Origin of the sequence: Amycolatopsis thermalba (assembly GCF_003385215.1) — a bacterium.
GTDB lineage: Bacteria > Actinomycetota > Actinomycetes > Mycobacteriales > Pseudonocardiaceae > Amycolatopsis_E > Amycolatopsis_E thermalba.
Window position 1 is genome coordinate 24064 of sequence record NZ_PQHW01000058.1, and the last position, 19517, is coordinate 43580.

Consider the following 19517-nt stretch of genomic DNA (forward strand, 5'->3'; position numbering starts at 1 on the left):
TCAGCTCCCGCGGTAGGTGGAGTAGGAGAACGGGCTCAGCAGCACCGGCACGTGGTGGTGCTGCGTGCCGTCGGAGATCCGGAAGGACACCGTGACCTCGGGGAAGAACGCGTCCGGGCCGAGGTGGGCGCCGGTGTCGAAGACCAGCCGGTAGACGCCGGGGTCCAGTTCGTCCGGGCCGAGGTCGCGGATGCGGCCGTCGTCGTCGGTGCGGCCCCGGGCGATGGGGGTGCCGTCGCCCGTTTCCAGCCGGACCGGGACGCCCGCGGCCGGGCGGCCGGCGGCGGTGTCGAGGACGTGGGTGGTCACCAGGCTCATGCGGTCACCGCCTTGTCCAGCCGCAGCACGGCGATCTCGACCAGCTCCCGCCCGGCGACCGCCAGTTCGGTGTCCGGGTCGTGGTGCATCCGCTCCCGCAGGTTCGCCAGCAGTTCCTCGCCGCTGCGCCCGCTCGCGCGGACCAGGAACACGTGCCCGAACCGCTCCTCGTACTCGGCGTTGGCGGCGCGGAACTGCGCGGCCGCGTCATCGTCCACACCGGACTGTTCGGCGCGCGACCAGCCGCCCGCGGATCGGTCGCCGATCCGCGGATGCGCCGCGATGGCCCGCCTGGTCTCGTCCGCGGTCAGGGTGCGGCGGGCCGCGGCGGTCAGCGCGGCGAGATCGGGGTAGGGCCGTCCGGCCAGCACCGCGTCGACCCAGCGCGGGACGTCCAGGCACGCGGTGAGCAGGTCCCTGGCTTCGTCGGCGGGTGCGGTGTTGAACTCGGCGAGCGTGACAGTCAAGTGTTCCTCCGGATCACGGTGCTGCCGATTCTGGGAAAAAGACGTTACGGTCGTGTTCGACGAGCGTCAACAATTTGTTGAAGTCAGGGCTGGCGATTGAGATAGTTGTAGACCGTGAACCGGGTGACGCCGAGTGCTTCGGCGACGGTGGGCGCGGCCTTGCGCAGGGCGAACGCGCCGCGTTCCTCCAGCAGGCGCACGGCACGCTGCTTGCCGGGCCGGTCCAGGTCGGCCAGCCGGGTGCCGAGCTCCCGCTCGACCTCGGTGATCAGCCGCTCCAGCGTGGTGGGCGGGGCGCCGGCCGGTTCCCGGGCGGCGGCCGGCGTGGACAGCTGCAGGGTCAGGCGGGTCGCGCCGCCGGCCAGCGCGGCCCTGGCGATGGCCGGGAGCGCGTCGAGCAGGGCGTCCGCGTCGCCGCGGGCGGTGGTGCCGAGCGGGCCGAAGTCCACGGACAGCCCGGCCCGCTCGGCGGCGGTCCGGGCCCGGACGGCGTGCTCGGGCGGCTCGCCTTCGCCGCGGAACGGTTCGGTGGTGAACTCGGCTTCCAGTTCCACGTCGGCACGGTAACGGCCCGGGCGGGGAAACTGGAAGCGGACGAAAGGAGTGCGGGTGGAACTGGTCTTCCGGGCGCGGCGCGCGATCACGGCCGCGGGTACCGGGCCGTGCTCGGTGGGTGTCTCGGGTGGGCGGATCGTGGCCGTCGAACCGGGTGCGGCGTTGTCCGGCGACCGGGTGGTCGAGCTGGGCGACGACGTCGTCCTGATGCCGGGGCTCGTCGACACGCACGTGCACGTCAACGACCCCGGCCGCAGCGAGTGGGAGGGCTTCGAGACGGCCACCCGGGCGGCCGCGGCGGGCGGGGTGACCACGATCGTGGACATGCCGCTGAACAGCCTGCCGCCGACGGTCGACCCGGACGCGCTGGAGGTGAAGCGGAAGGCCGCGGCCGGACGCGTGCACGTGGACGTCGGCTTCTGGGGCGGCGCGATCCCCGGCAACGGCGGTCGCCTGGCGGCGCTGCACGAGGCCGGGGTGTTCGGGTTCAAGTGCTTCCTGCTGCACTCCGGCGTCGACGAGTTCCCGCCGCTGGACGACGCCGAACTGGAGGCGGACCTGCGGATCCTCGCCGGACTGGGCGCGTTGATGATCGTGCACGCCGAGGACGCCCCGACGATCGACGCCGCACCCCGGCCGCACGGCCCGCGGTACTCGGGATTTCTCGCGTCGCGGCCGCGGGAGGCGGAGAACCGGGCGATCGCGCGGGTCATCGAGCTGGCGCGGCGCACGGGGGCGCGGGCGCACATCCTGCACCTGTCCTCGTCGGACGCGCTGCCGATGATCTCGGCGGCGCGGGCCGAGGGGGTCGCGCTGACGGTCGAGACGTGCCCGCACTACCTGAGTTTCGCGGCGGAGGAGATCCGCGACGGCGCGACGCAGTTCAAGTGCTGCCCGCCGATCCGCGAGGCGGGCAACCGCGAGCTGCTGTGGCAGGGGCTGGCCGACGGTGTGATCGACTGCGTGGTGAGCGACCATTCGCCGTGCACGCCGGAGCTGAAGCGGTTCGACAGCGGCGACTTCGGCGCGGCCTGGGGCGGGATTTCCGGGTTGCAGGTCGGGCTGCCCGCGGTGTGGAGCGGCGCCGCGCAGCGTGGGCACGGGCTGGCGGACGTGGTGCGCTGGATGGCGACGCGCCCGGCCGAGCTGGCCGGGATGACGCGCAAGGGCCGGATCGCGCCCGGGTACGACGCCGACTTCTGCGTGTTCGCGCCGGACGAGGAGTTCGTCGTGGACGTCGCGAAGCTGCGTCACCGGAACCCGGTGAGCGCCTACGACGGCAGCCCGTTGCGGGGTGTGGTGCGGCAGACGTGGTTGCGGGGCCAGGAAGTCACCGGGGACGATCCCCGGGGCGAGTTGCTGAATCGAGGGCAGTGTTGACCGAGCGTCCGGAGTGGACTCATGAGCCGGATCTGGCGTCGCGCCGGGCCGGTGGCAGCGTGGTGTGGGCCAACGACGAGGCCTTCGCCGAGCGGGAGAACCTGATCAAGCCGGGGCCGGCGGAGTTCCGGCCGTGGAACTTCGGGCACAAGGGGCAGATCTACGACGGGTGGGAGACGCGGCGGCGCCGGGAGCCGGGCGTCGACCAGGCGATCGTGCGTCTCGGGTTGCCGGGTGTGGTGGCCGGGGTGGTGGTCGACACGGCGTTCTTCACCGGGAACTACCCGCCGTTCGCGTCGGTGGAGGCGGTGGCGGTCGACGGGTATCCGAGCCCGGCCGAGTTGCTGGAGCTGGAGTGGACGCCGCTGGTGCCGAAATCGGAGGTGCGGGGTGACTCGGAGAACTTCTTCGCCGTGTCCTCGGGGCGGCGCTGGACGCACGTGCGGCTGACGATCCACCCGGACGGGGGAGTCGCGCGGTTCCGGGTGCACGGCGCGCCGGTGGCCGACCTGCGGCTGGTCGACCCGGCCGCGCTGGACCTGGCCGCGCTGGAGAACGGCGCGCGGGTGACGGGGTGCTCGAACATGTTCTACTCGTCGCCGTCGAACCTGATCTCGCCCGGTTTCGCCGCGGTGATGGGGGAGGGCTGGGAAACGGCCCGCCGCCGCGACGACGGCAACGACTGGGTGTCGGTGGCGCTGGCGGGCGCGGGCGTGCCGCGGCTGGCGGAGCTGGACACCACGCACTTCAAGGGCAACGCGCCCGGGTGGGCGTCGCTGAGCGGCCGCCTGGACGGCCCGTGGTTCGAGGTGTTGCCGCGCACGCGCCTCCAACCGGACACGAGGCACCGTTTCCTGGTGCCGGAGCCGCGCGAACTGAGCGAGGTGCGCCTGGACATCCACCCGGACGGCGGCATGGCCCGGCTGCGCCTGTGGGGCGCACTGACGGAGCGGGGACGCGAGACGTTCGAGCGACGGTTCCGGGATACGGCGGGCTGAGGATCGCCGGTCGGTTGTCCGGGTGCCCCGCCCACGGCCGGCGCGGCGCCGCGGGCTGGGTTGCCGGCTACCAGCCCGCGTGGGCAAGCCTCAAAGCGCGTGCCCGCCCGCCACCTGGAGCACCTGACCCGTGATCCAGCGCGCCTGCCGCGACGCCAGGAAAACCACCGCGTCGGCGATGTCCTCCGGCTCACCCACCCGGCCGAGCGGCACCAGGCCGCGCACCTCCTCCTCGAGCGCGGCGCTCATCCAGCCCGTCTGCACCGGCCCCGGCGCGACCGCGTTCACCCGGATCCCCTGCGCGCCCAGGTCCAGCGCGCTCGCCCGCGTCAGGGCCTCCAGCGCCGCCTTCGACGTGCCGTATCCGATCTGCCCCGGGAAGGCCCGGGCGCTGTCCGTCGAGATGTTCACCACGCACGGCGGTTCCGCGCCCCGCAGGCGGGCCACCTCCGCGATCAGCAGCGCGGGCGCCACCGCGTTGACCCGGTAGTGCCGCTCCAGCGACGACGCCGACAACGCGTCGATCGTGTCCGGCGTCTCGCAGTGCGCCGCGTTGTTGACCAGCACCTGCACCGGACCGAGCCGCTCCGCCACCTCGGCCACCAGGCGCCGCGGACCGTCCGGGTCGGCCAAGTCCGCCGCGACCGCGATCCCGCCCAGCTCCCGGGCCAGCGAAACCGCCACCTCGGCCGCGGGCGTCACGTGCGCCCACTCGCCACCCTCCGGCGGCGGCGCGTCCTCCGCCAGGTGGTGCACCGCGACGCGCGCCCCCTCGGCGGCGAACGCCCGGCTGATCGCCGCGCCGATGCCACCCGCGCCACCGGTCACCAGCACCGTCCGGCCACGCAATCCGGTTTCGATCACGCCCCCGACGTTAGCGGATCACGGTGCTTTCACCCGGTTCCAGGACGTGCAGCCGGTCGCTCAGGCCCGCCCCGGCGAACGCCTTCCGCACCTCGTCGGGGCCCTCGCTGAAGTGGGCCCACCCGCGGGTGTGCACGGGCACGATGTTGCGCGCCCGCAGCGCGTGGGCGGCCTCGGCGGCGTCCTCGCTGGTCAGGGTCAGCGGGACGCCCTCGAACAGAGACGTGCGCGCCGCGCCGGCGAAGAGCACCGCCAGGTCCAGCCGCCGCAGCCGGCGGGAGATGTCGCGCACCACGTCGAGCGAGGCGTTGTCCCCGCTCACGTACACCGTCGGCAGGTCCTTCCCGGTCAGCACGAACCCGATGACCTCCCCGGTCAGCTCCTCGCTGCCCGCCGGCCCGTGCTGGGCCGGCACGGCGGTCACCGCGACCGGCCCGATGTGCAGCTGGTGCCACGGCGCCAGCCCCTGCGCCGTGCCGCCCAGCCGCCGCGCGCCGCTGGGCGTGGTCAGCGTGAGCAGGGCCTCCCCGACGTACCGCCGGCCGTCCGGGTCCAGGTTGTCGGCGTGCTGGTCGTGCGACAGCAGCACCGCGTCGACCGGCCCGACCTCCGCCGCGGACAGGCCGGGGTCCTCGGTCTTGGTCAGCGGCCGCCCCGGCGTCGTCTCGTGCACGCCGGCCGGGCTGAACGTCGGGTCGGTCAGGAACCGTTTGCCACCCAGCTCCAGCAGCACCGTCGGACCGCCGACGTAGGTCACCTTCACACCGTCTGCCATGACCAGCACAACCCACCTCCACCCGGGGAACTTCCCGCCACGCCACCGAGTCTGACACGATCGGCCAGCCTCAGTGGAGGGTGAGCCGCGGCGAATCGCTTTTCCCGCCGCGGGATCAGGGCTTCAGGCGCCGCCGCGACGAGATCACCCCGGTGTTGAAACCGGCCAGGTGCAAGCCGCCCGCGAACCGCGCGTGCTCGATCTTCACGCACCGGTTCATCACCACTTCCAGGCCCGCTTCGCTCGCCCGCTGCGCCACCGGCTCGTGCCACAGGCCCAGCTGCAGCCACAGCGTCCGCGCACCCGCCTCGATCACTTCTTCCGCCACTTCCGGCAGGTCGGAGTGCTTGCGGAACACGCTGACCAGGTCCAGCTCACCCGGCACGTCGGCCAGCGACGGGTACACCGGCCGCCCCAGCAGCGACGACAGCCGCGGGTTGACGAAGTTCACCTCGTAGGGGCTGGCGGACAGCAGGTAGGTCGCGACGAAGTAGCTCGGCCGCGCCGGGTTGTCCGACGCGCCGACGATCGTCACCGACTTCGTGCGCGACAGCAGCGCGAGCCGTTCCCGCGCGGTCGGCGGGGTCCAGGACAGCGGCGACTCCGACCGGACGGCCCCGGACGGCACGGTCGTCTCCAGGCTCATGCGGCCTTCACCGCCGCGGTCAGCGCCTGGTCGATGTCCCACAGGATGTCCTCGGCGTCCTCCAGCCCGACCGACAGCCGGATCAGGTCCGGGCCCACGCCGCCGGCCTTCAGCTGCTCGTCGGAGAGCTGCTGGTGGGTCGTGGAGGCGGGGTGGATGACCAGCGTGCGGGCGTCGCCGACGTTGGCCAGGTGCGACAGCAGCTCGACCGACTCGACGAACTTCTCCCCGGCCGCGCGCCCGCCCTTGATCCCGAACGAGAACACCGCGCCGGGCCCGAGCGGCAGGTACTTCCGCGCCAGCTCGTGGTGCCGGTGCCCGGGCAGGCCGGCGTAGCTGACCCACGCCACGCGGTCGTCGGCGTCCAGGAACTCCGCGACGGCGCGGGCGTTCGCCAGGTGCGCGTCCATCCGCTGCGGCAGCGTCTCCACGCCCTGGAGCAGCAGGAACGCCGAGTGCGGCGACAGCACCGCGCCGATGTCGCGCAGCTGCTCGGCGCGCAGCCGCGTGCAGAACGCGTACTCGCCGAAGTTCTCCCAGTACTTGAGACCGCCGTAGCTGGGCACGACCTCGGTCATCCGCGGGAACTTCCCGTTGCCCCAGTCGAACCGGCCCGATTCGACGACGATCCCGCCGAGCGTGGTGCCGTGCCCGCCGAGGAACTTCGTCGCCGAGTGCAGCACGATGTCCGCGCCGTGCTCGATCGGGCGGCACAGGTACGGCGTCGCCAGCGTCGCGTCGACCACGAGCGGGATGTCGTGACTGTGCGCGAGGCCGGCGAGCGCGGCGAGGTCCGCGATACCGCCACTCGGGTTGCCGATGACCTCGGTGAAGATCAGCCGGGTGCGGTCGGTGATCGCGGCCGCGTAGTCGTCCAGGTCGTCCCCGGCCACGAAGCTGGTCTCCACGCCGAACCGGGCCAGCGTCCCGGACAGCTGCGTGACCGTGCCGCCGTAGAGCCCGCTCGCCGAGACGATGTGGTCGCCCGCCTCGGCCAGCGCGGAGAACGTGAGGAACTCCGCCGCCTGCCCGCTGCTGGTCGCGACGCCGCCGATGCCGCCTTCGAGGCTCGCGAGGCGCTCCTCGAACGCCGCGACGGTCGGGTTGCCGATCCGGCTGTAGATGTTGCCGTACTTCTGCAACGCGAACAGGTTGGCCGCGTCGGCCGCGTCCTCGAAGACGAAACTCGTGGTCTGGTAGATCGGCACCGCCCGCGCCCCGGTCACCGGATCGGGAGTCCCGCCGGCGTGCAGGGCGCGGGTGCGGAAGCCCCAGCTGCGCTCACTCACCCGGCCGACGCTACCTCCCCGTACGCGGGTGGGGCGAGCGTTCCCGCGCGGCGGACGGCCGGTGATCTCAGTCCGTCTTGCCGAACAGCCGCGCGAGTTGTTCCCAGCTGCGGGTCCAGGCTGGTCGCACGTAGCTCTTGATCAGCTCGCCGAACTCGTCGTCCGGGGGAAACCGCGCGGTCTCGAGCGCCGCTACCGGCGCCCGCTGGGCGGCACTCGCCCTGCTGCCGGCAGCCGTCTTCATGGACATGGCCGACAACCAGATCGTCGTGATCGCGCTGCCGGCCATCCAGCGCGACCGCCTACACGCTGGCGTTCGCGGTCACCCTGATCACCGGCGGCAGGCTGGGCGACCGGTTCGGGCACCGGCCGGTCTTCGTCGCCGGCGCCGCGTCGCTGCTCGCCGGGTGCGCACCCGGAACCGGGGTGCTGCTGGCTCCCGCGTCGCGCAGGGTGTGTTCGCCGGGCTGATGGTGCCGCAGGTGCTGGCGTTCATCCGGGTCGCGTTCCCCGCGGACGAGCAGGGCCGGGCGAGGGGGTTCTACGGCATGACGTTCCCGATCGGCGGGCTGGCCGGACCGCTCCTCGGCGGCCTCCTCACCCAAGCCGGCCTCTTCGGCTGGGGCTGGCGGACGGTGTTCCTCGTCAACGTCCCGATCGCAGTGGTGGTGGCCCTGGCCGCCGCGCTGCTCGCCGCGCTGTACCCGCTGGTGCAGGGCCGCGAGCTGGGCTGGCCACTGTGGACAGCCGGGGCGATGGTGGCGGGAATCGCCCTGCTCGGGGTCTTCGCCCTCCAGCTGCTGCCGGTGTGCCTGCTGCTCCCGGCCGGCACCCGCCTCAGCCGAACGTCATCCGCAACCGCTGGGCCCGCTCGGCCGGGGTCTGGCGCGGGCAGCTGACGCACTTGGGCGCCCCGCCGGTCCGGTAGATCAGGCAGCACGACGCCCGCCGGACCACCGGGGTGCCGCCGACCTCCACGAACCGCGGCCGGGGCAGGTGGTCGCCCACCGCCGCGACCACCGCACCCGCCAGCGACACCCCTCGCGCCACGTCTCCGGCCGCCTTCCCGGCCCACAGCAGGACGTTCGCGATCGAGTCCGTCGCGATCGCGCACAACGCGCGGGTTCCGGCGCCGCTCACCTCGGCCACGGCGGCGATCCCCGCGTCCAGCGAACCGGCCAGCGCCTTGCCGATCTCGTCCACATCGGAGCCCAGCGGCCGGGACGAGCGGGCGTCCAGCACCCGGCCGTCGGGCACCACGTCCAGCGTCACCGCCTCCAGCGCGGGGTCCATCGCGCGCCCGGTCGCGACCAGCGGGTCCAGCGCGGGGGTCACCAGCACCGCCGACACCGAGTACCACCAGATCGTGCCCAGCACGACCGGTCCCGCGTCGCCGTACAGCCCGGCGGCCAGGTGCAGCTGCCCGGACAGCCAGTCCCGGTCGGTGATCGCGGTCGCGGGCACGGCCGTCATGGGGTCCTCCGGTACTCCGACAGCGAGAACGCGAGCGTCACCTCGGCCGGTTCGGTCACGTCATCGAGCGCGGCCAGGCGGTCCGGGTGGTGCCCGGTCGGCCCCATCCGGACGGCGTCGCGGACGTCGTCCGGTTTCAGCGTCACCCGGTCCCGCAGCGCCCGCCGGGAAACCAGGTCGAAATGCTCCGACAACGCCGCGTCGAGACGCTCTTCCTTCCGCGCGTCGACCTCCAGGACCGGCGCCACCGCCGCCAGTTCGCCGAGGTGCCCCCGTTCGGGCGACACGACGAGCAGCGTGCCACCCGGACGCAGCACCCGCCGGAACTCCGCGGCGTTGCGTGGCGCGAACACGTTCAGCACCACCGCGGCCGCCTCCGCCGCGACCGGCCACGGCTCCCACAGGTTCCACACCGCCGCCCCCAGCCGGTCGTGCGCCTTCGCGGCCCGGCGCAGCGCCACCGCGGAAACGTCGAGCGCGAGCCCCGCCGCCTCCGGCAGCCGGTCGAGCACCCCGGCGAGGTAGTAGCCCGTCCCGGCCCCGGCGTCCACGACCAGCCCGTCCCCGCCGGTGCCCGCCGCGACCTCGGCCACCAGGTCCCGCAGCCCGCCGTAGTGCCCGGCCCCCAGGAACGCCACCCGCGCCGCGACCATCTCCGCGGTGTCCGCCGTGCCCGCCGGGATACCGGCGTGCAGGAGGTTCACGTACCCCTGCTTCGCCAGGTCGAACGAGTGCCGCGCCGGGCAGCGCAGCGATCGCCCGTCGCGGGTGAACGGGGACGCGCACAGCGGGCACCGCAACGCCGCGACGACGGCGCTGGGCAGCGTGGCGGGCCTGGTCATGCCCTCATCTCATCACACCGCCGGGCTCACCCACGGTCACCGGTGACGGCCGGTATTCGACGCCGACGTTTCGTGACCGGACATATCCGCCCTGGTCGCGCGAAACGTGCTCGTAACAAGAGCGGCGCCACAGTTCACCCGGGGGAAACGCGCGAAGTGCCGTCGTGAAACACGGGAATCGAAAACTGCCCGTCAATATCTCGGGTACGGGAGGACGATGTGCTGAACGCAGGAGACACCGCGTGGGTGTTGGCCAGCGCCGCGCTGGTCATGCTCATGACACCAGGGTTGGCGTTCTTCTACGGCGGCATGGTCCGCGTGAAGAGCGTCCTGAACATGCTCATGATGAACTTCATCTGCCTGGCGATCGTCGCCGTGCTGTGGACCCTCTACGGGTTCACCATGGCCTTCGGTGACGACGCGTTCGGCGGTCTGCTGGGCGGCTTCGACTTCGCGGGTATGTCGGACACCTGGGGGCAGCTGGTGGGGTACGCCACCGCCGCCACCGACACCGCGCCGGAGATCCCGTGGCCGGGCGGCAACGCGATCCCGATGCTCGTGTTCGCCATGTTCCAGCTGATGTTCGCGATCATCACGCCCGCGCTGATCTCCGGTGCGATCGCCGACCGCGCGAAGTTCTGGGGCTGGGCCCTGTTCGTCGTCCTGTGGTCGACGATCGTCTACTTCCCGGTGGCGCACTGGGTGTTCGCCTTCGACGGCTTCATGGGCGCCGACGCGACCGGCGGCTGGATCGCCAACCAGCTCAAGGCGCTCGACTTCGCCGGTGGCACCGCGGTCCACATCAACGCCGGTGCGGCGGGCCTGGCCCTGGCGCTGGTCCTGGGCAAGCGCCGCGGCTGGCCGCGGGACACCGGCCGCCCGCACAACGTGCCGTTCGTCCTGCTCGGCGCCGGCCTGCTGTGGTTCGGCTGGTACGGCTTCAACGCCGGGTCCGCGCTGAGCGCCGGTGACCTCGCCGGTGTCGCCTTCACCAACACCACCGTCGCCACCGGCGCCGCCGTGCTCGGCTGGCTGATCGTGGAGCAGCTGCGCTTCGGCAAGCCGACCACGCTGGGCGCGGCCTCCGGCGCGATCGCCGGTCTGGTCGCCATCACCCCGGCCGCGGGCTTCGTGTCACCGCTCGGCTCGATCGCGATCGGTGTCATCGCCGGCGCCGTGTGCGCGCTGGCGGTGAGCCTGAAGTACAAGCTCGGCTTCGACGACTCGCTCGACGTGGTCGGCGTCCACCTGGTCGGTGGCCTGGTCGGCACGCTGCTGATCGGCTTCTTCGGCACCACCAGCGTCAACTCCCTCGGCGTGGACGGCATCTTCTACGGCGGTGACTGGAGCCAGCTCGGCAAGCAGGCCGCGGCGGCCTTCGTGGTCCTGGGCTACTCGTTCGTCGTCACCCTCATCCTCGGCGGGATCATCAAGGTCGCCGGCGGTTTCCGGGTCAGCAAGGAGGACGAGGTCGGCGGCATCGACGAGGCGCAGCACGCGGAGAGCGCGTACGACTTCGTGGGTGGCAGCATCGGCGGCCACAGTGGATCGACCCCCGCTTCGCTGCCGTCGAAGGACGGGGCGGCCCTGGAAGGAAGCAAGGCATGAAGCTGATCACCGCGATCGTCAAGCCGTTCACGCTGGACGACATCCGCGCCGCGCTGGAGCAGCTGGGCACGCTCGGCATGACCGTCAGCGAGGTGCAGGGCTACGGCCGCCAGAAGGGCCACACCGAGGTCTACCGCGGCGCCGAGTACGCCGTGGACTTCGTGGCCAAGCTGCGGGTCGAGGTCCTCACCGACGACGCGAACGTCGAGAAGGTCATCGAAGCCATCGTGAACGCCGCGCACACCGGCAAGATCGGTGACGGCAAGGTCTGGGTGACCCCGGTGGAGACCGTGGTCCGCGTCCGTACCGGCGAGCGCGGTACGGACGCGCTCTAGGGAAGCACCGGATGGTCGTCGGGGGGGAACTCGCCAAGGCGGCGAACCGGTTGCTGGAAGGCCGGCACGGCAGGCTCGGTGCCTCGGCACTGCGCGCCGCGCTGGTGGACCTGTACGAGTTCTGGCTCAGCAAGGCCGCCGCGGCGGCCGGCGTGGACACCGCCGAACCCGGTGTCGCGCTGGTCGCCGTCGGCGGCCTCGGCCGCCGTGAGCTCGTGCCGTTCTCGGACCTGGACCTGGTCCTGGTCCACAACCAGCACCCGGGGATCGCCGAGATCGCCGATGCGCTGTGGTACCCGCTGTGGGACGCGCGCATCGGCCTCGACCACTCGGTCCGCACCCCCGGGGAGGCCCTCCAGGTCGCCTCGGAGGACCTGCGGACCGCGATGGGACTGCTCGACGCCCGGCACATCGCCGGGGACGCCGAGCTGACCGGCAGGCTCGCCACGGCGGCGCGCGACCAGTGGCGCCGCACCGCGCGAAAGCGCTTGCCGGAACTCGCCGAATCGACCCGCAAGCGCTGGCAGCGCAGCGGGGAGATCGCCCAGTCGGCCGAGCCCGATCTGAAGTACGGCCGGGGCGGGCTGCGGGACCTCGGGGTGCTGGAGGCGCTGGCCGCCGCCCAGCTCACCGACCGGCCCGGCGAGGAACTGCGCCAGGCCCGGGAGCTGCTGCTGGACGTGCGCACCGAGATGCGCCGCGAACTGCGCCGCGACCGGGACGTGCTGTCCGGTGTGGACGCCGAGCTGGTGGCAGCCGAACTCGGGTTCGGCGACCGGTTCACGTTGGCGCGCAAGCTGTCCGGCGCCGGGCGCGCGGTCGGCTACGCGGTCGACGTCGCGTTGCGCGCCACCGCCGAGGTGCCGCGCGGGCGGTTTTCGCGGCGGCCCAGCCGGACCCCGCTGGACGACGGCGTGGTGTTGCACGGCAACGAGGTCGCGCTGGCGCGGGACGCCGTCCCGGCCAAGGATCCGGCGCTGCTGCTGCGCGTCGCGGCCGCGTCTGCCCGCACCCGCACCCCCATCTCGCACGGCACCCTGCGCACGCTCGCCGATTCGGCGCCGGAACTGCGCACGCCGTGGCCGGCCGACGCGCGGGACTCGCTCACCGAACTCCTCGGCGCGGGCGAGGGCCTGATCGACGCGGTCGAAGCCCTGGACCGGACCGGGCTGTGGGCGCGGCTGTTCCCGGAGTGGGGCGCGGTGCGGGATCTGCCGCCACGCGAACCGGTGCACTCGTGGACCGTCGACCGGCACCTCGTGCAGACCGCGGTCGAGGCCGCCAAGCTCACCACCACGGTGTCCCGGCCGGACCTGCTGCTGCTGGCCGCGCTGCTGCACGACATCGGCAAGGGCCGCGAGGCCGACCACTCCGAGCTGGGCGCCGCGATCTCGCTGCAGGTCGCTCAGCGCATCGGGCTGCCCGCCGCCGACGCCGCGCTCGTCTCGGCCGCGGTGCGGCACCACCTGCTGCTCGCGCACACCGCGACCCGCCGCGACATCGAGGAACCGGCCACGATCGCGCGGGTCACCAAGACCGTCGGCAACGACGTGGTCCTGCTGGAGCTGCTGCACGCGCTGACCCAGGCCGATTCGCTGGCCACCGGGCCCGGCATGTGGACCGACTGGAAGGCCGGGCTGGTCGCCAGCCTGGTCAACCGGTGCCGCCAGGCCGTGCAGGGCAACGGGTTCAGCCCGCCGGAGCCGCTCGACGCGCGCCGCCGCGAGCTGGTCTCGGCGGCGGTGGCGTCCGGCCGCAGCGAGGTGCTGATCACGCACGACGGCAGGATGGCGACCGTCGTGGTCGCCGCGCCCGCGCACACGGACCTGCTGGCCCCGGCGGCCGGGGTGCTCGCGCTGCACTCGCTGGAGGTGCACACCGCGGTCCTGCGCGGCCACGACGGCGGGCGCGCCGGCATCTTCACCGCGTCCCCGAAGTTCGGGTCGCTGCCGGACCCGGCGCTGCTGCGCGAGCAGTTCGCGCGAGCCGTCGCGGGCGGGCTCGCGCTGGAGGCGAAGATCGCGGCGAAGGAACGCGACTACCAGCCGACCCGGGTGGCCGCCAAGCCCAAGGTGCTGTGGTTCGACGACGAGACCAGCGGCTCGAACACGGTCGTGCTGGAGCTGCGGGCCACCGACCGGATCGGCCTGCTGTACCGGGTCGCCGGGGCGCTGCGGTCGTGCGGCGCGGAGGTGAAGTGGGCCAAGGTCGCCACGCTCGGCGCCGCGGTCGTGGACTCCTTCGCCGTCTCCCCGCGCGGCGGGAAGCTGGACCCGGCGTGGCGGCAGCGGGTCGAGCAGGCGGTGCTCACCGCGGCGAGCTGATCCGCTCCGGGGTGTCGCCACGGTTTCCTTGATCGGGGGTGGCAGGATGTCGCTCGTGCCAGAGTCGACGATCCTGCCGCTCACGGTCGCCGCCGCGCACCTGGAGGCCTGCGCCGCGGAGCTGGACCGGGCCCCGGAAACCGATCTCGGGGAGATCGTCGCCGTCCTCAAGCACCTCGTCGCCGGGCAGCGCCACCTGTCCGGCGCGCTCACCGGGCTCGCCGAGCGGCTCGGCGAAGCGCGGTTCGGTGCGCTGGCCGCGATGCCGTCGGCGGAAATGGCCGCCCTCGTGGAGATCCTCCAAGCGGCGGGCGCCGCGTTCGGCTATTCGGCCGACGCGCTCGGCGAAAGCGCGCCGCTGGCCGCGTTCATCGCCGCGAACGCCGGTGAGAACACCCGTTTGTAGCTGTTGAACGTCGTTTCCGCGTCACTAACGTCGGTGGGATGCGGACAGTCTGGAAGGGCACGATCGGGGTCGGCAGCTTCGCCATCCCGGTGAAGGCGTACAGCGCCACCGAGGAGCCCGGCAGTGGCCTGCACCAGCTCCACCTGACCGACGGCGGGCGGCTGCGGTTCAAGCGGGTCTGCGAGGTCGACGGCGCGGAGATCCCGGCGGAGGAGGTCGGCCGCGGCTACGCGCTGCCGGGCGGGGACGTGGTGGTCCTGTCGGAGGCGGAGCTGGCGTCGCTCGCGCCGGAAAGCGCTCACTCGATCCAGGTGTGCGGGTTCGTCCCGCCGTCGCAGATCGACCCGGTGTACTTCATGAAGAGCTACTACCTGGAGCCCGAGGTCCCCGCCACCAAGCCGTACGTGCTGCTGGCCGAGGCACTGCTCACCGCGGGCCGCGTCGCGCTGGTGAAGGTGGCGATCCGGCAGCGGGAGACCCTGGGCGCGCTGCGGGTGCGCGACCAGCTGATCGTGCTCGACACGATGCACTGGCCCAGCGAGGTCCGCCGCCCCGACTTCCCCTTCCTGCACGAGGACATCGACCTGCGCATGCCCGAGCTGCGGGCCGCGGCGAACCTGATCGAGAACCTCTCCGGCGACTTCGAACCGTCCGCCTACACCGACGGCTACGCGGCCGCGCTGCAGGACCTGGTCGACGCGAAGGTCGAGGGCCGCCAGGTGGTCCGCCCGACGGCCGCGATCCAGGACGAGGGCGTGACCGAGCTGCTGCAGGCCCTGCAGAGCAGCGCGCAGGACCGCGCCGACGCCGACCAGGGCGTGGCGAAGGCCAAGGCCGCCGCGAAGAAGGCCGCCGACGCGAAGACCCGCGCGCGCAAGGCCACGTCGAAGGCGAAGTCCGCGCCCAAATCACCGCGCTGAACAATTCGTCGAAACCCGCGTCACGCCCCCGGGCGAAGCGGGTCACACCCCTGCGCGCACCCGCATCCTGAGTAGATCTACCTAGGGCTACTTGGGGGTCTTCACGCTGCCCCGGCCCGCGCGGAACCGGCAGTCTTACCGACATCACGCCACGGATGTCCGGAGGAACTCGCTGGTACTGGGGGTACGGCGAGCACCGGGGGACCGGCGCCCGCGGCGTGCGTGTGCGGGTGGCCCGGCGAGGGGGCGGGCCACCCGCACTTTCCCTTGCGCGGTTGGATGTCGCCCATGCTGCATCTGCTGATCCTGCGCTACCTGAGGGGCGAGGCGGACGTGGCGCCGCACATCGCCGGCCACGTCGACTACCTCGAGCGGCACCACGCCGCCGGCACGTTCATCGCCTCCGGCCAGACGGTGCCGGCCGGCGAGGGCGGCGCGATCCTCGCCCGCGGCGTCGACCGGGCCGCGGCACTGGCCATCACCGCCGAGGACCCGTTCGTGCGGGCCGGGGTCGCCGAGTACTCCATCACCACGATCGACGTCGGCCGCGCCCACCCGGCGCTGGCGGGACTGGTGAGCGCGGCGTGAACACCGACGTGACGCAGAACCTCGTCGCCTTCCGGGTGCACGGCCTGGACGAACCGGTCGTCGCGAGCGCCCCCACCGTGGCCGACGACGCGCTGCGGCAGGCGTGGGCGCAGGTGCGCGCCGAACGGCAGGTCCAGCCCGCGGACGTCACCGCCGTCTACAGCGAGTGGGAGCTCTCCGCCGAAGACCTCGGGTTCGTCGCCCTGATGTTCCCCGGCGCCCAGCACACCTACAGCTTCGACCGGCCCGGCCCGGACGGCTGGGCCGCCGCGTTCGCCGAGGCCGAGCGCGTGCTGGCGGAGCAGGCCGCGCCCGCGCCGGAGCTGCTGCCGGTGCTGTGGAGCGCGTCGTCGCCGCGCGCCGAGGTGCTCGGCTCGATCCCGCACCACCCGCTGGTGCCCGGCCGCCTGTCGGTTGCGCTGGCCCACGTCGGCCCCACCCCGCGCGGCACGCTCGGCATGCACCACGTCACCACGCACGGCTACCAGGAGCTGGGCTCACCGCCGTTCGCGGAGTTGCTGGCCGAGGCGGGCGCGAACCTCAAGCGCGGCCTGCGTGTCACCGGTCACCGCGGCGAGCGCGGCGACCTGCTGCACCTGACCCGGGAGGACTGGCTCGCCGGATCGGCGCTGGCGCTGGACGACTTCGGCGCGCAGATGGCCCGCAACCTGGGCGAGGAGCGGCTGGTGGTCGGCCTGCCCTGCCCCGACGAGCTGTTCGTGGCCGGTGCGGATTCGGGCTGGGCCGAGGCGATCCACGAGCAGGTGCTGGGCTCGGAGTACGACACGACCGAGCTGGTGCCGTGCGTGGTGCTGCTGGAGCCCGGCGGGATGCGGCTGCTGGCCGAACGACAGGCCTGACAGGCCACCCGTCCGCAGCGGCTACCCTGGTGGGACGCCGCAGGCGGCACAACCACGACCAGCTGGAGCGTGCACACCCGTGTTCGACACCCTCTCCGACCGGCTCACTTCGGTCCTGCAGAACCTGCGGGGCAAGGGGAAGCTGACCGACGCCGACATCGACGCCACCGCGCGCGAGATCCGCATCGCGCTGCTGGAGGCCGACGTCGCGCTGCCCGTCGTCCGGGAGTTCATCGCGCACGTCAAGGAACGCGCGAAGGGCGCCGAGGTCTCCGAGGCCCTCAACCCGGCGCAGCAGGTCATCAAGATCGTCAACGAGGAGCTCATCGGCATCCTCGGTGGCGAGACCCGCCGCCTGAGCCTGGCCAAGAACCCGCCGACCGTGATCATGCTCGCCGGTCTCCAGGGTTCCGGTAAGACGACGCTGGCCGGCAAGCTCGCGCTGTTCCTCAAGAAGCAGGGGCACGCGCCGCTGCTGGTCGCGTGTGACCTGCAGCGCCCCAACGCGGTCACGCAGCTGCAGGTCGTCGGTGAGCGCGCCGGGGTCCAGACCTTCGCGCCGGAGCCGGGCAACGGCGTCGGCGACCCGGTCGACGTGGCCCGGCGCGGTATCGACGAGGCCAAGCACGCGCAGCACGACATCGTGATCGTCGACACCGCCGGGCGGCTGGGTGTCGACGAGGAGCTGATGAAGCAGGCCGCGGACATCCGCGACGCGGTCCAGCCCGACGAGATCCTGTTCGTCGTCGACGCGATGATCGGTCAGGACGCGGTCACCACGGCCGAGGCGTTCCGCGACGGCGTCGGCTTCACCGGTGTGGTGCTGACCAAGCTCGACGGTGACGCCCGCGGTGGTGCGGCGCTGTCCGTCCGGCAGGTCACCGGCCAGCCGATCCTGTTCGCCTCCAACGGTGAGAAGCTCGAGGACTTCGACACCTTCCACCCGGACCGGATGGCCAGCCGGATCCTCGGCATGGGCGACCTGCTCACCCTGATCGAGCAGGCCGAGCAGGCCTTCGACCAGGAGCAGGCCGAGAAGGCCGCGGCGAAGCTGGGCACCGGCCAGCTCACGCTGGAGGACTTCCTGGAGCAGATGCTCGCGGTCCGCAAGATGGGCCCGATCGGCAACCTGCTCGGCATGCTGCCCGGCGCCGGGCAGATGAAGGACCAGCTCGCGCAGGTCGACGACAAGCACCTGGACCGCCTGCAGGCGATCATCCGCGGCATGACCCCGGCCGAGCGGGCCGACCCGAAGATGATCAACGGGTCGCGCCGCCAGCGCATCGCGCAGGGGTCGGGCGTGACCGTGCGCGAGGTCAACGACCTGGTCAACCGGTTCTTCGAAGCCCGCAAGATGATGCAGCAGATGGCCGGCCGCTTCGGGTTCGGCGGCGGCAGCGCGACCAAGCGCAAGAAGGGCAAGAAGGGGAAGAAGGGCAAGGGCCCGACGCAGCCCAAGGTGCGCGGCGGGTTCCCCGGCGGCATGCCGATGCTCCCGCCCGGCGGCGCCGGCGGCGGGATGCCCGACCTGTCCCAGCTGGGCGGCGGCCTGAACGACGTGCCCGGTTTCGACCCGTCCAAGTTCAAGCTGCCGAAGAACAAGTAGATGCACCTGCGCGCAGTGGTGCTGCCCGACGGTGAGCAGCGCGACGTCTGGATCAGCGACGGCAAGGTCACGTACACGCCCGTCGAGGGCGCGCGGACCCTGGTGACGGACGGTTTCCTGGTGCCCGGGCTGGTCGACGCCCACTGCCACCCGGCGATCGGGCCGGACGGGCCGACCGACCTCGACGGCGCGGTGGTCAACGCGCTGGCCGACCGGGACGCGGGCACGCTGCTGATCCGCGACTGCGGCCAGCCGATCGACACCCGGCCGCTGCAGGAGCGCGCCGACCTGCCGCGGATCATCCGGTCCGGACGGCACCTCGCGCTGCCCAAGCGGTACATCCCGGGCCTGGGCATCGACCTGTCGCACCCCGACGAGCTGCCCGCCGCGGTCGCCGAGCAGGCGGCCGACGGCGACGGCTGGGTCAAGCTGGTCGGCGACTGGATCGACCGTTCGGTGGGCGATCTCGCGCCGCTGTGGCCGGACCACGTGCTGGCGGAGGCGATCAAGGTCGCCCACGAGGCCGGGGCCAGGGTGACCGCGCACGTCTTCGGCGAGGCCGCCCTGCCCGGGTTGATCAACGCCGGCATCGACTGCCTGGAGCACGGCACGGGTTTGGACCCGTCGCTGCTGGCCGAGATGGCCCGCCGCGGCACGGCCCTGGTGCCGACGCTGATCAACATCGAGAACTTCCCGGGCATCGCCGATTCGGCGGGCAAGTACCCGGTGTACGCCGACCACATGCGGGCCCTGTACGCGCGGGTCGGCGAGCTGGTCGGCAACGCGCTGGACGCCGGCGTGGCGGTCTACGCCGGCAGCGACGCGGGCGGCATGATCGCGCACGGCCGGCTGGTGGACGAGCTGGAGGCGCTGCACCGCGCCGGGATGACGGCGGAGCAGGCGCTGGCCGCGGGTTCGTGGGCCGCGCGGGAGTGGCTCGGCCACCCGGCCTTGAGCGAGGGCGCACCCGCCGACTTCCTGGTCCTGGACACCGACCCGCGCGAGAACCTGTCGGCCCTACGCAACCCACGCCACATAATCCTCCGCGGCGCGATCATCCACTGACGCCCAACCGCCACGGGTAGCGGCCGCGCAGCGCCGCCGAAACCGCCCCCCGCAGCGACTCGCTGGCGGCACCGCTGGAGCCGCGCACCCAGCCCACCCCCACCCGCCCCAGCCTTCCCCAGCCCCGGTGCCCCACCGCCCTGTGGCAACCCGCCCCGCCCCCCCCCGCCCCTGTCCCTTATCCCCATCTCCCACCCC

Annotated in this window: 22 protein-coding genes; 12 read left to right on the forward strand and 10 right to left on the reverse strand. The window is 73.0% G+C overall.

All coding sequences use genetic code 11. The annotated features are described in order from the left end of the window. The 3 genes from uraH to D0D15_RS21970 form a co-directional block, all read right to left on the reverse strand. Nucleotides 1-318: a hydroxyisourate hydrolase gene (gene uraH, locus D0D15_RS21960; RefSeq protein WP_094007837.1), complete on the reverse strand. Its 318-nt coding sequence runs from the start codon at nt 316-318 to the stop codon at nt 1-3. After that, entirely contained in the window at nt 315-785 is a 471-nt protein-coding gene (gene uraD, locus D0D15_RS21965) for a 2-oxo-4-hydroxy-4-carboxy-5-ureidoimidazoline decarboxylase (protein WP_094007838.1), read from the reverse strand. Before uraD ends, uraH begins: the two co-directional genes overlap by 4 nt. Before the next feature lie 83 nt (nt 786-868). Further along, on the reverse strand, nt 869-1339 hold the full coding sequence (locus D0D15_RS21970; protein WP_094007839.1) for a helix-turn-helix domain-containing protein: 471 nt from the start codon (nt 1337-1339) through the stop codon (nt 869-871). Nucleotides 1340-1394: 55 nt separating this feature from the next. Here D0D15_RS21970 and allB point away from each other — a divergent pair, with 55 nt between their 5' ends. After that, nucleotides 1395-2720, forward strand: a complete 1326-nt coding sequence (gene allB / locus D0D15_RS21975) for an allantoinase AllB (protein ID WP_094007840.1) — start codon at nt 1395-1397, stop codon at nt 2718-2720. Continuing rightward, complete coding sequence (gene alc, locus D0D15_RS21980) at nt 2714-3718, forward strand: allantoicase (protein ID WP_094007841.1); 1005 nt, start codon at nt 2714-2716, stop codon at nt 3716-3718. Before allB ends, alc begins: the two co-directional genes overlap by 7 nt. A 90-nt stretch (nt 3719-3808) precedes the next feature. On the opposite strand, the gene D0D15_RS21985 is transcribed toward alc, so the two are convergent. The 5 genes from D0D15_RS21985 to D0D15_RS36030 all read right to left on the reverse strand — a co-directional run bounded on the left by D0D15_RS21985 (nt 3809) and on the right by D0D15_RS36030 (nt 7542). Next, a complete protein-coding gene (locus D0D15_RS21985) occupies nt 3809-4582 on the reverse strand; it encodes an SDR family NAD(P)-dependent oxidoreductase (protein ID WP_094007842.1) in 774 nt (257 codons plus the stop codon). A 10-nt stretch (nt 4583-4592) separates the two neighbouring features. Next, nucleotides 4593-5366, reverse strand: a complete 774-nt coding sequence (locus D0D15_RS21990) for an MBL fold metallo-hydrolase (RefSeq protein WP_198958342.1) — start codon at nt 5364-5366, stop codon at nt 4593-4595. Between the two features lie 106 nt (nt 5367-5472). Beyond that, nucleotides 5473-6003, reverse strand: coding sequence for a CoA-binding protein (locus tag D0D15_RS21995; protein WP_162830634.1), 531 nt, complete (start codon nt 6001-6003; stop codon nt 5473-5475). Beyond that, the gene (locus D0D15_RS22000; RefSeq protein ID WP_094007843.1) at nt 6000-7292 is read right to left on the reverse strand and encodes an O-acetylhomoserine aminocarboxypropyltransferase/cysteine synthase family protein; all 1293 of its coding nucleotides are present in this window, start codon (nt 7290-7292) and stop codon (nt 6000-6002) included. Before D0D15_RS22000 ends, D0D15_RS21995 begins: the two co-directional genes overlap by 4 nt. Before the next feature lie 67 nt (nt 7293-7359). Beyond that, a complete protein-coding gene (locus tag D0D15_RS36030; RefSeq protein ID WP_143266234.1) occupies nt 7360-7542 on the reverse strand; it encodes a hypothetical protein in 183 nt (60 codons plus the stop codon). Between the two features lie 157 nt (nt 7543-7699). Between D0D15_RS36030 and D0D15_RS22005 the strand changes: the two genes are divergently transcribed. Next, nucleotides 7700-8191, forward strand: a complete 492-nt coding sequence (locus D0D15_RS22005; protein ID WP_158224473.1) for an MFS transporter — start codon at nt 7700-7702, stop codon at nt 8189-8191. Here the strand turns inward: D0D15_RS22005 and D0D15_RS22010 are convergent. Together D0D15_RS22010 and D0D15_RS22015 are read right to left on the reverse strand one after the other, a co-directional pair. Continuing rightward, nucleotides 8130-8765 (reverse strand): (2Fe-2S)-binding protein, encoded by a 636-nt coding sequence (locus tag D0D15_RS22010; RefSeq protein WP_094007845.1) that lies wholly within the window; start codon nt 8763-8765, stop codon nt 8130-8132. The genes D0D15_RS22005 and D0D15_RS22010 overlap by 62 nt on opposite strands. Continuing rightward, complete coding sequence (locus D0D15_RS22015; RefSeq protein WP_094007846.1) at nt 8762-9607, reverse strand: putative RNA methyltransferase; 846 nt, start codon at nt 9605-9607, stop codon at nt 8762-8764. The genes D0D15_RS22010 and D0D15_RS22015 overlap by 4 nt, the downstream gene beginning before the upstream one ends. A 219-nt stretch (nt 9608-9826) precedes the next feature. Here D0D15_RS22015 and D0D15_RS22020 point away from each other — a divergent pair, with 219 nt between their 5' ends. The 9 genes from D0D15_RS22020 to D0D15_RS22060 all read left to right on the forward strand — a co-directional run bounded on the left by D0D15_RS22020 (nt 9827) and on the right by D0D15_RS22060 (nt 19319). Then, nucleotides 9827-11215: an ammonium transporter gene (locus D0D15_RS22020; protein WP_167481532.1), complete on the forward strand. Its 1389-nt coding sequence runs from the start codon at nt 9827-9829 to the stop codon at nt 11213-11215. Continuing rightward, the gene (locus tag D0D15_RS22025; protein WP_017987570.1) at nt 11212-11550 is read left to right on the forward strand and encodes a P-II family nitrogen regulator; all 339 of its coding nucleotides are present in this window, start codon (nt 11212-11214) and stop codon (nt 11548-11550) included. Before D0D15_RS22020 ends, D0D15_RS22025 begins: the two co-directional genes overlap by 4 nt. Nucleotides 11551-11561: 11 nt before the next feature. Then, nucleotides 11562-13874 carry a [protein-PII] uridylyltransferase gene (locus D0D15_RS22030; RefSeq protein WP_094007847.1) on the forward strand — a complete coding sequence of 771 codons (2313 nt, stop codon included), beginning with the start codon at nt 11562-11564 and terminating at the stop codon, nt 13872-13874. A gap of 46 nt (nt 13875-13920) precedes the next feature. Beyond that, on the forward strand, nt 13921-14280 hold the full coding sequence (locus D0D15_RS22035) for a hypothetical protein (protein WP_094007848.1): 360 nt from the start codon (nt 13921-13923) through the stop codon (nt 14278-14280). A gap of 38 nt (nt 14281-14318) precedes the next feature. Beyond that, the gene (gene ku, locus D0D15_RS22040) at nt 14319-15200 is read left to right on the forward strand and encodes a non-homologous end joining protein Ku (RefSeq protein WP_094007849.1); all 882 of its coding nucleotides are present in this window, start codon (nt 14319-14321) and stop codon (nt 15198-15200) included. A 288-nt stretch (nt 15201-15488) separates the two neighbouring features. Further along, complete coding sequence (locus D0D15_RS22045) at nt 15489-15788, forward strand: YciI family protein (protein ID WP_198958343.1); 300 nt, start codon at nt 15489-15491, stop codon at nt 15786-15788. Continuing rightward, nucleotides 15785-16648, forward strand: a complete 864-nt coding sequence (locus D0D15_RS22050; RefSeq protein ID WP_094007851.1) for a hypothetical protein — start codon at nt 15785-15787, stop codon at nt 16646-16648. Before D0D15_RS22045 ends, D0D15_RS22050 begins: the two co-directional genes overlap by 4 nt. A gap of 79 nt (nt 16649-16727) precedes the next feature. Then, entirely contained in the window at nt 16728-18254 is a 1527-nt protein-coding gene (gene ffh, locus D0D15_RS22055; protein ID WP_094007852.1) for a signal recognition particle protein, read from the forward strand. Further along, entirely contained in the window at nt 18255-19319 is a 1065-nt protein-coding gene (locus D0D15_RS22060) for an amidohydrolase family protein (protein ID WP_094007853.1), read from the forward strand. It begins immediately after the preceding gene. Nucleotides 19320-19517: the final 198 nt, after the last annotated feature.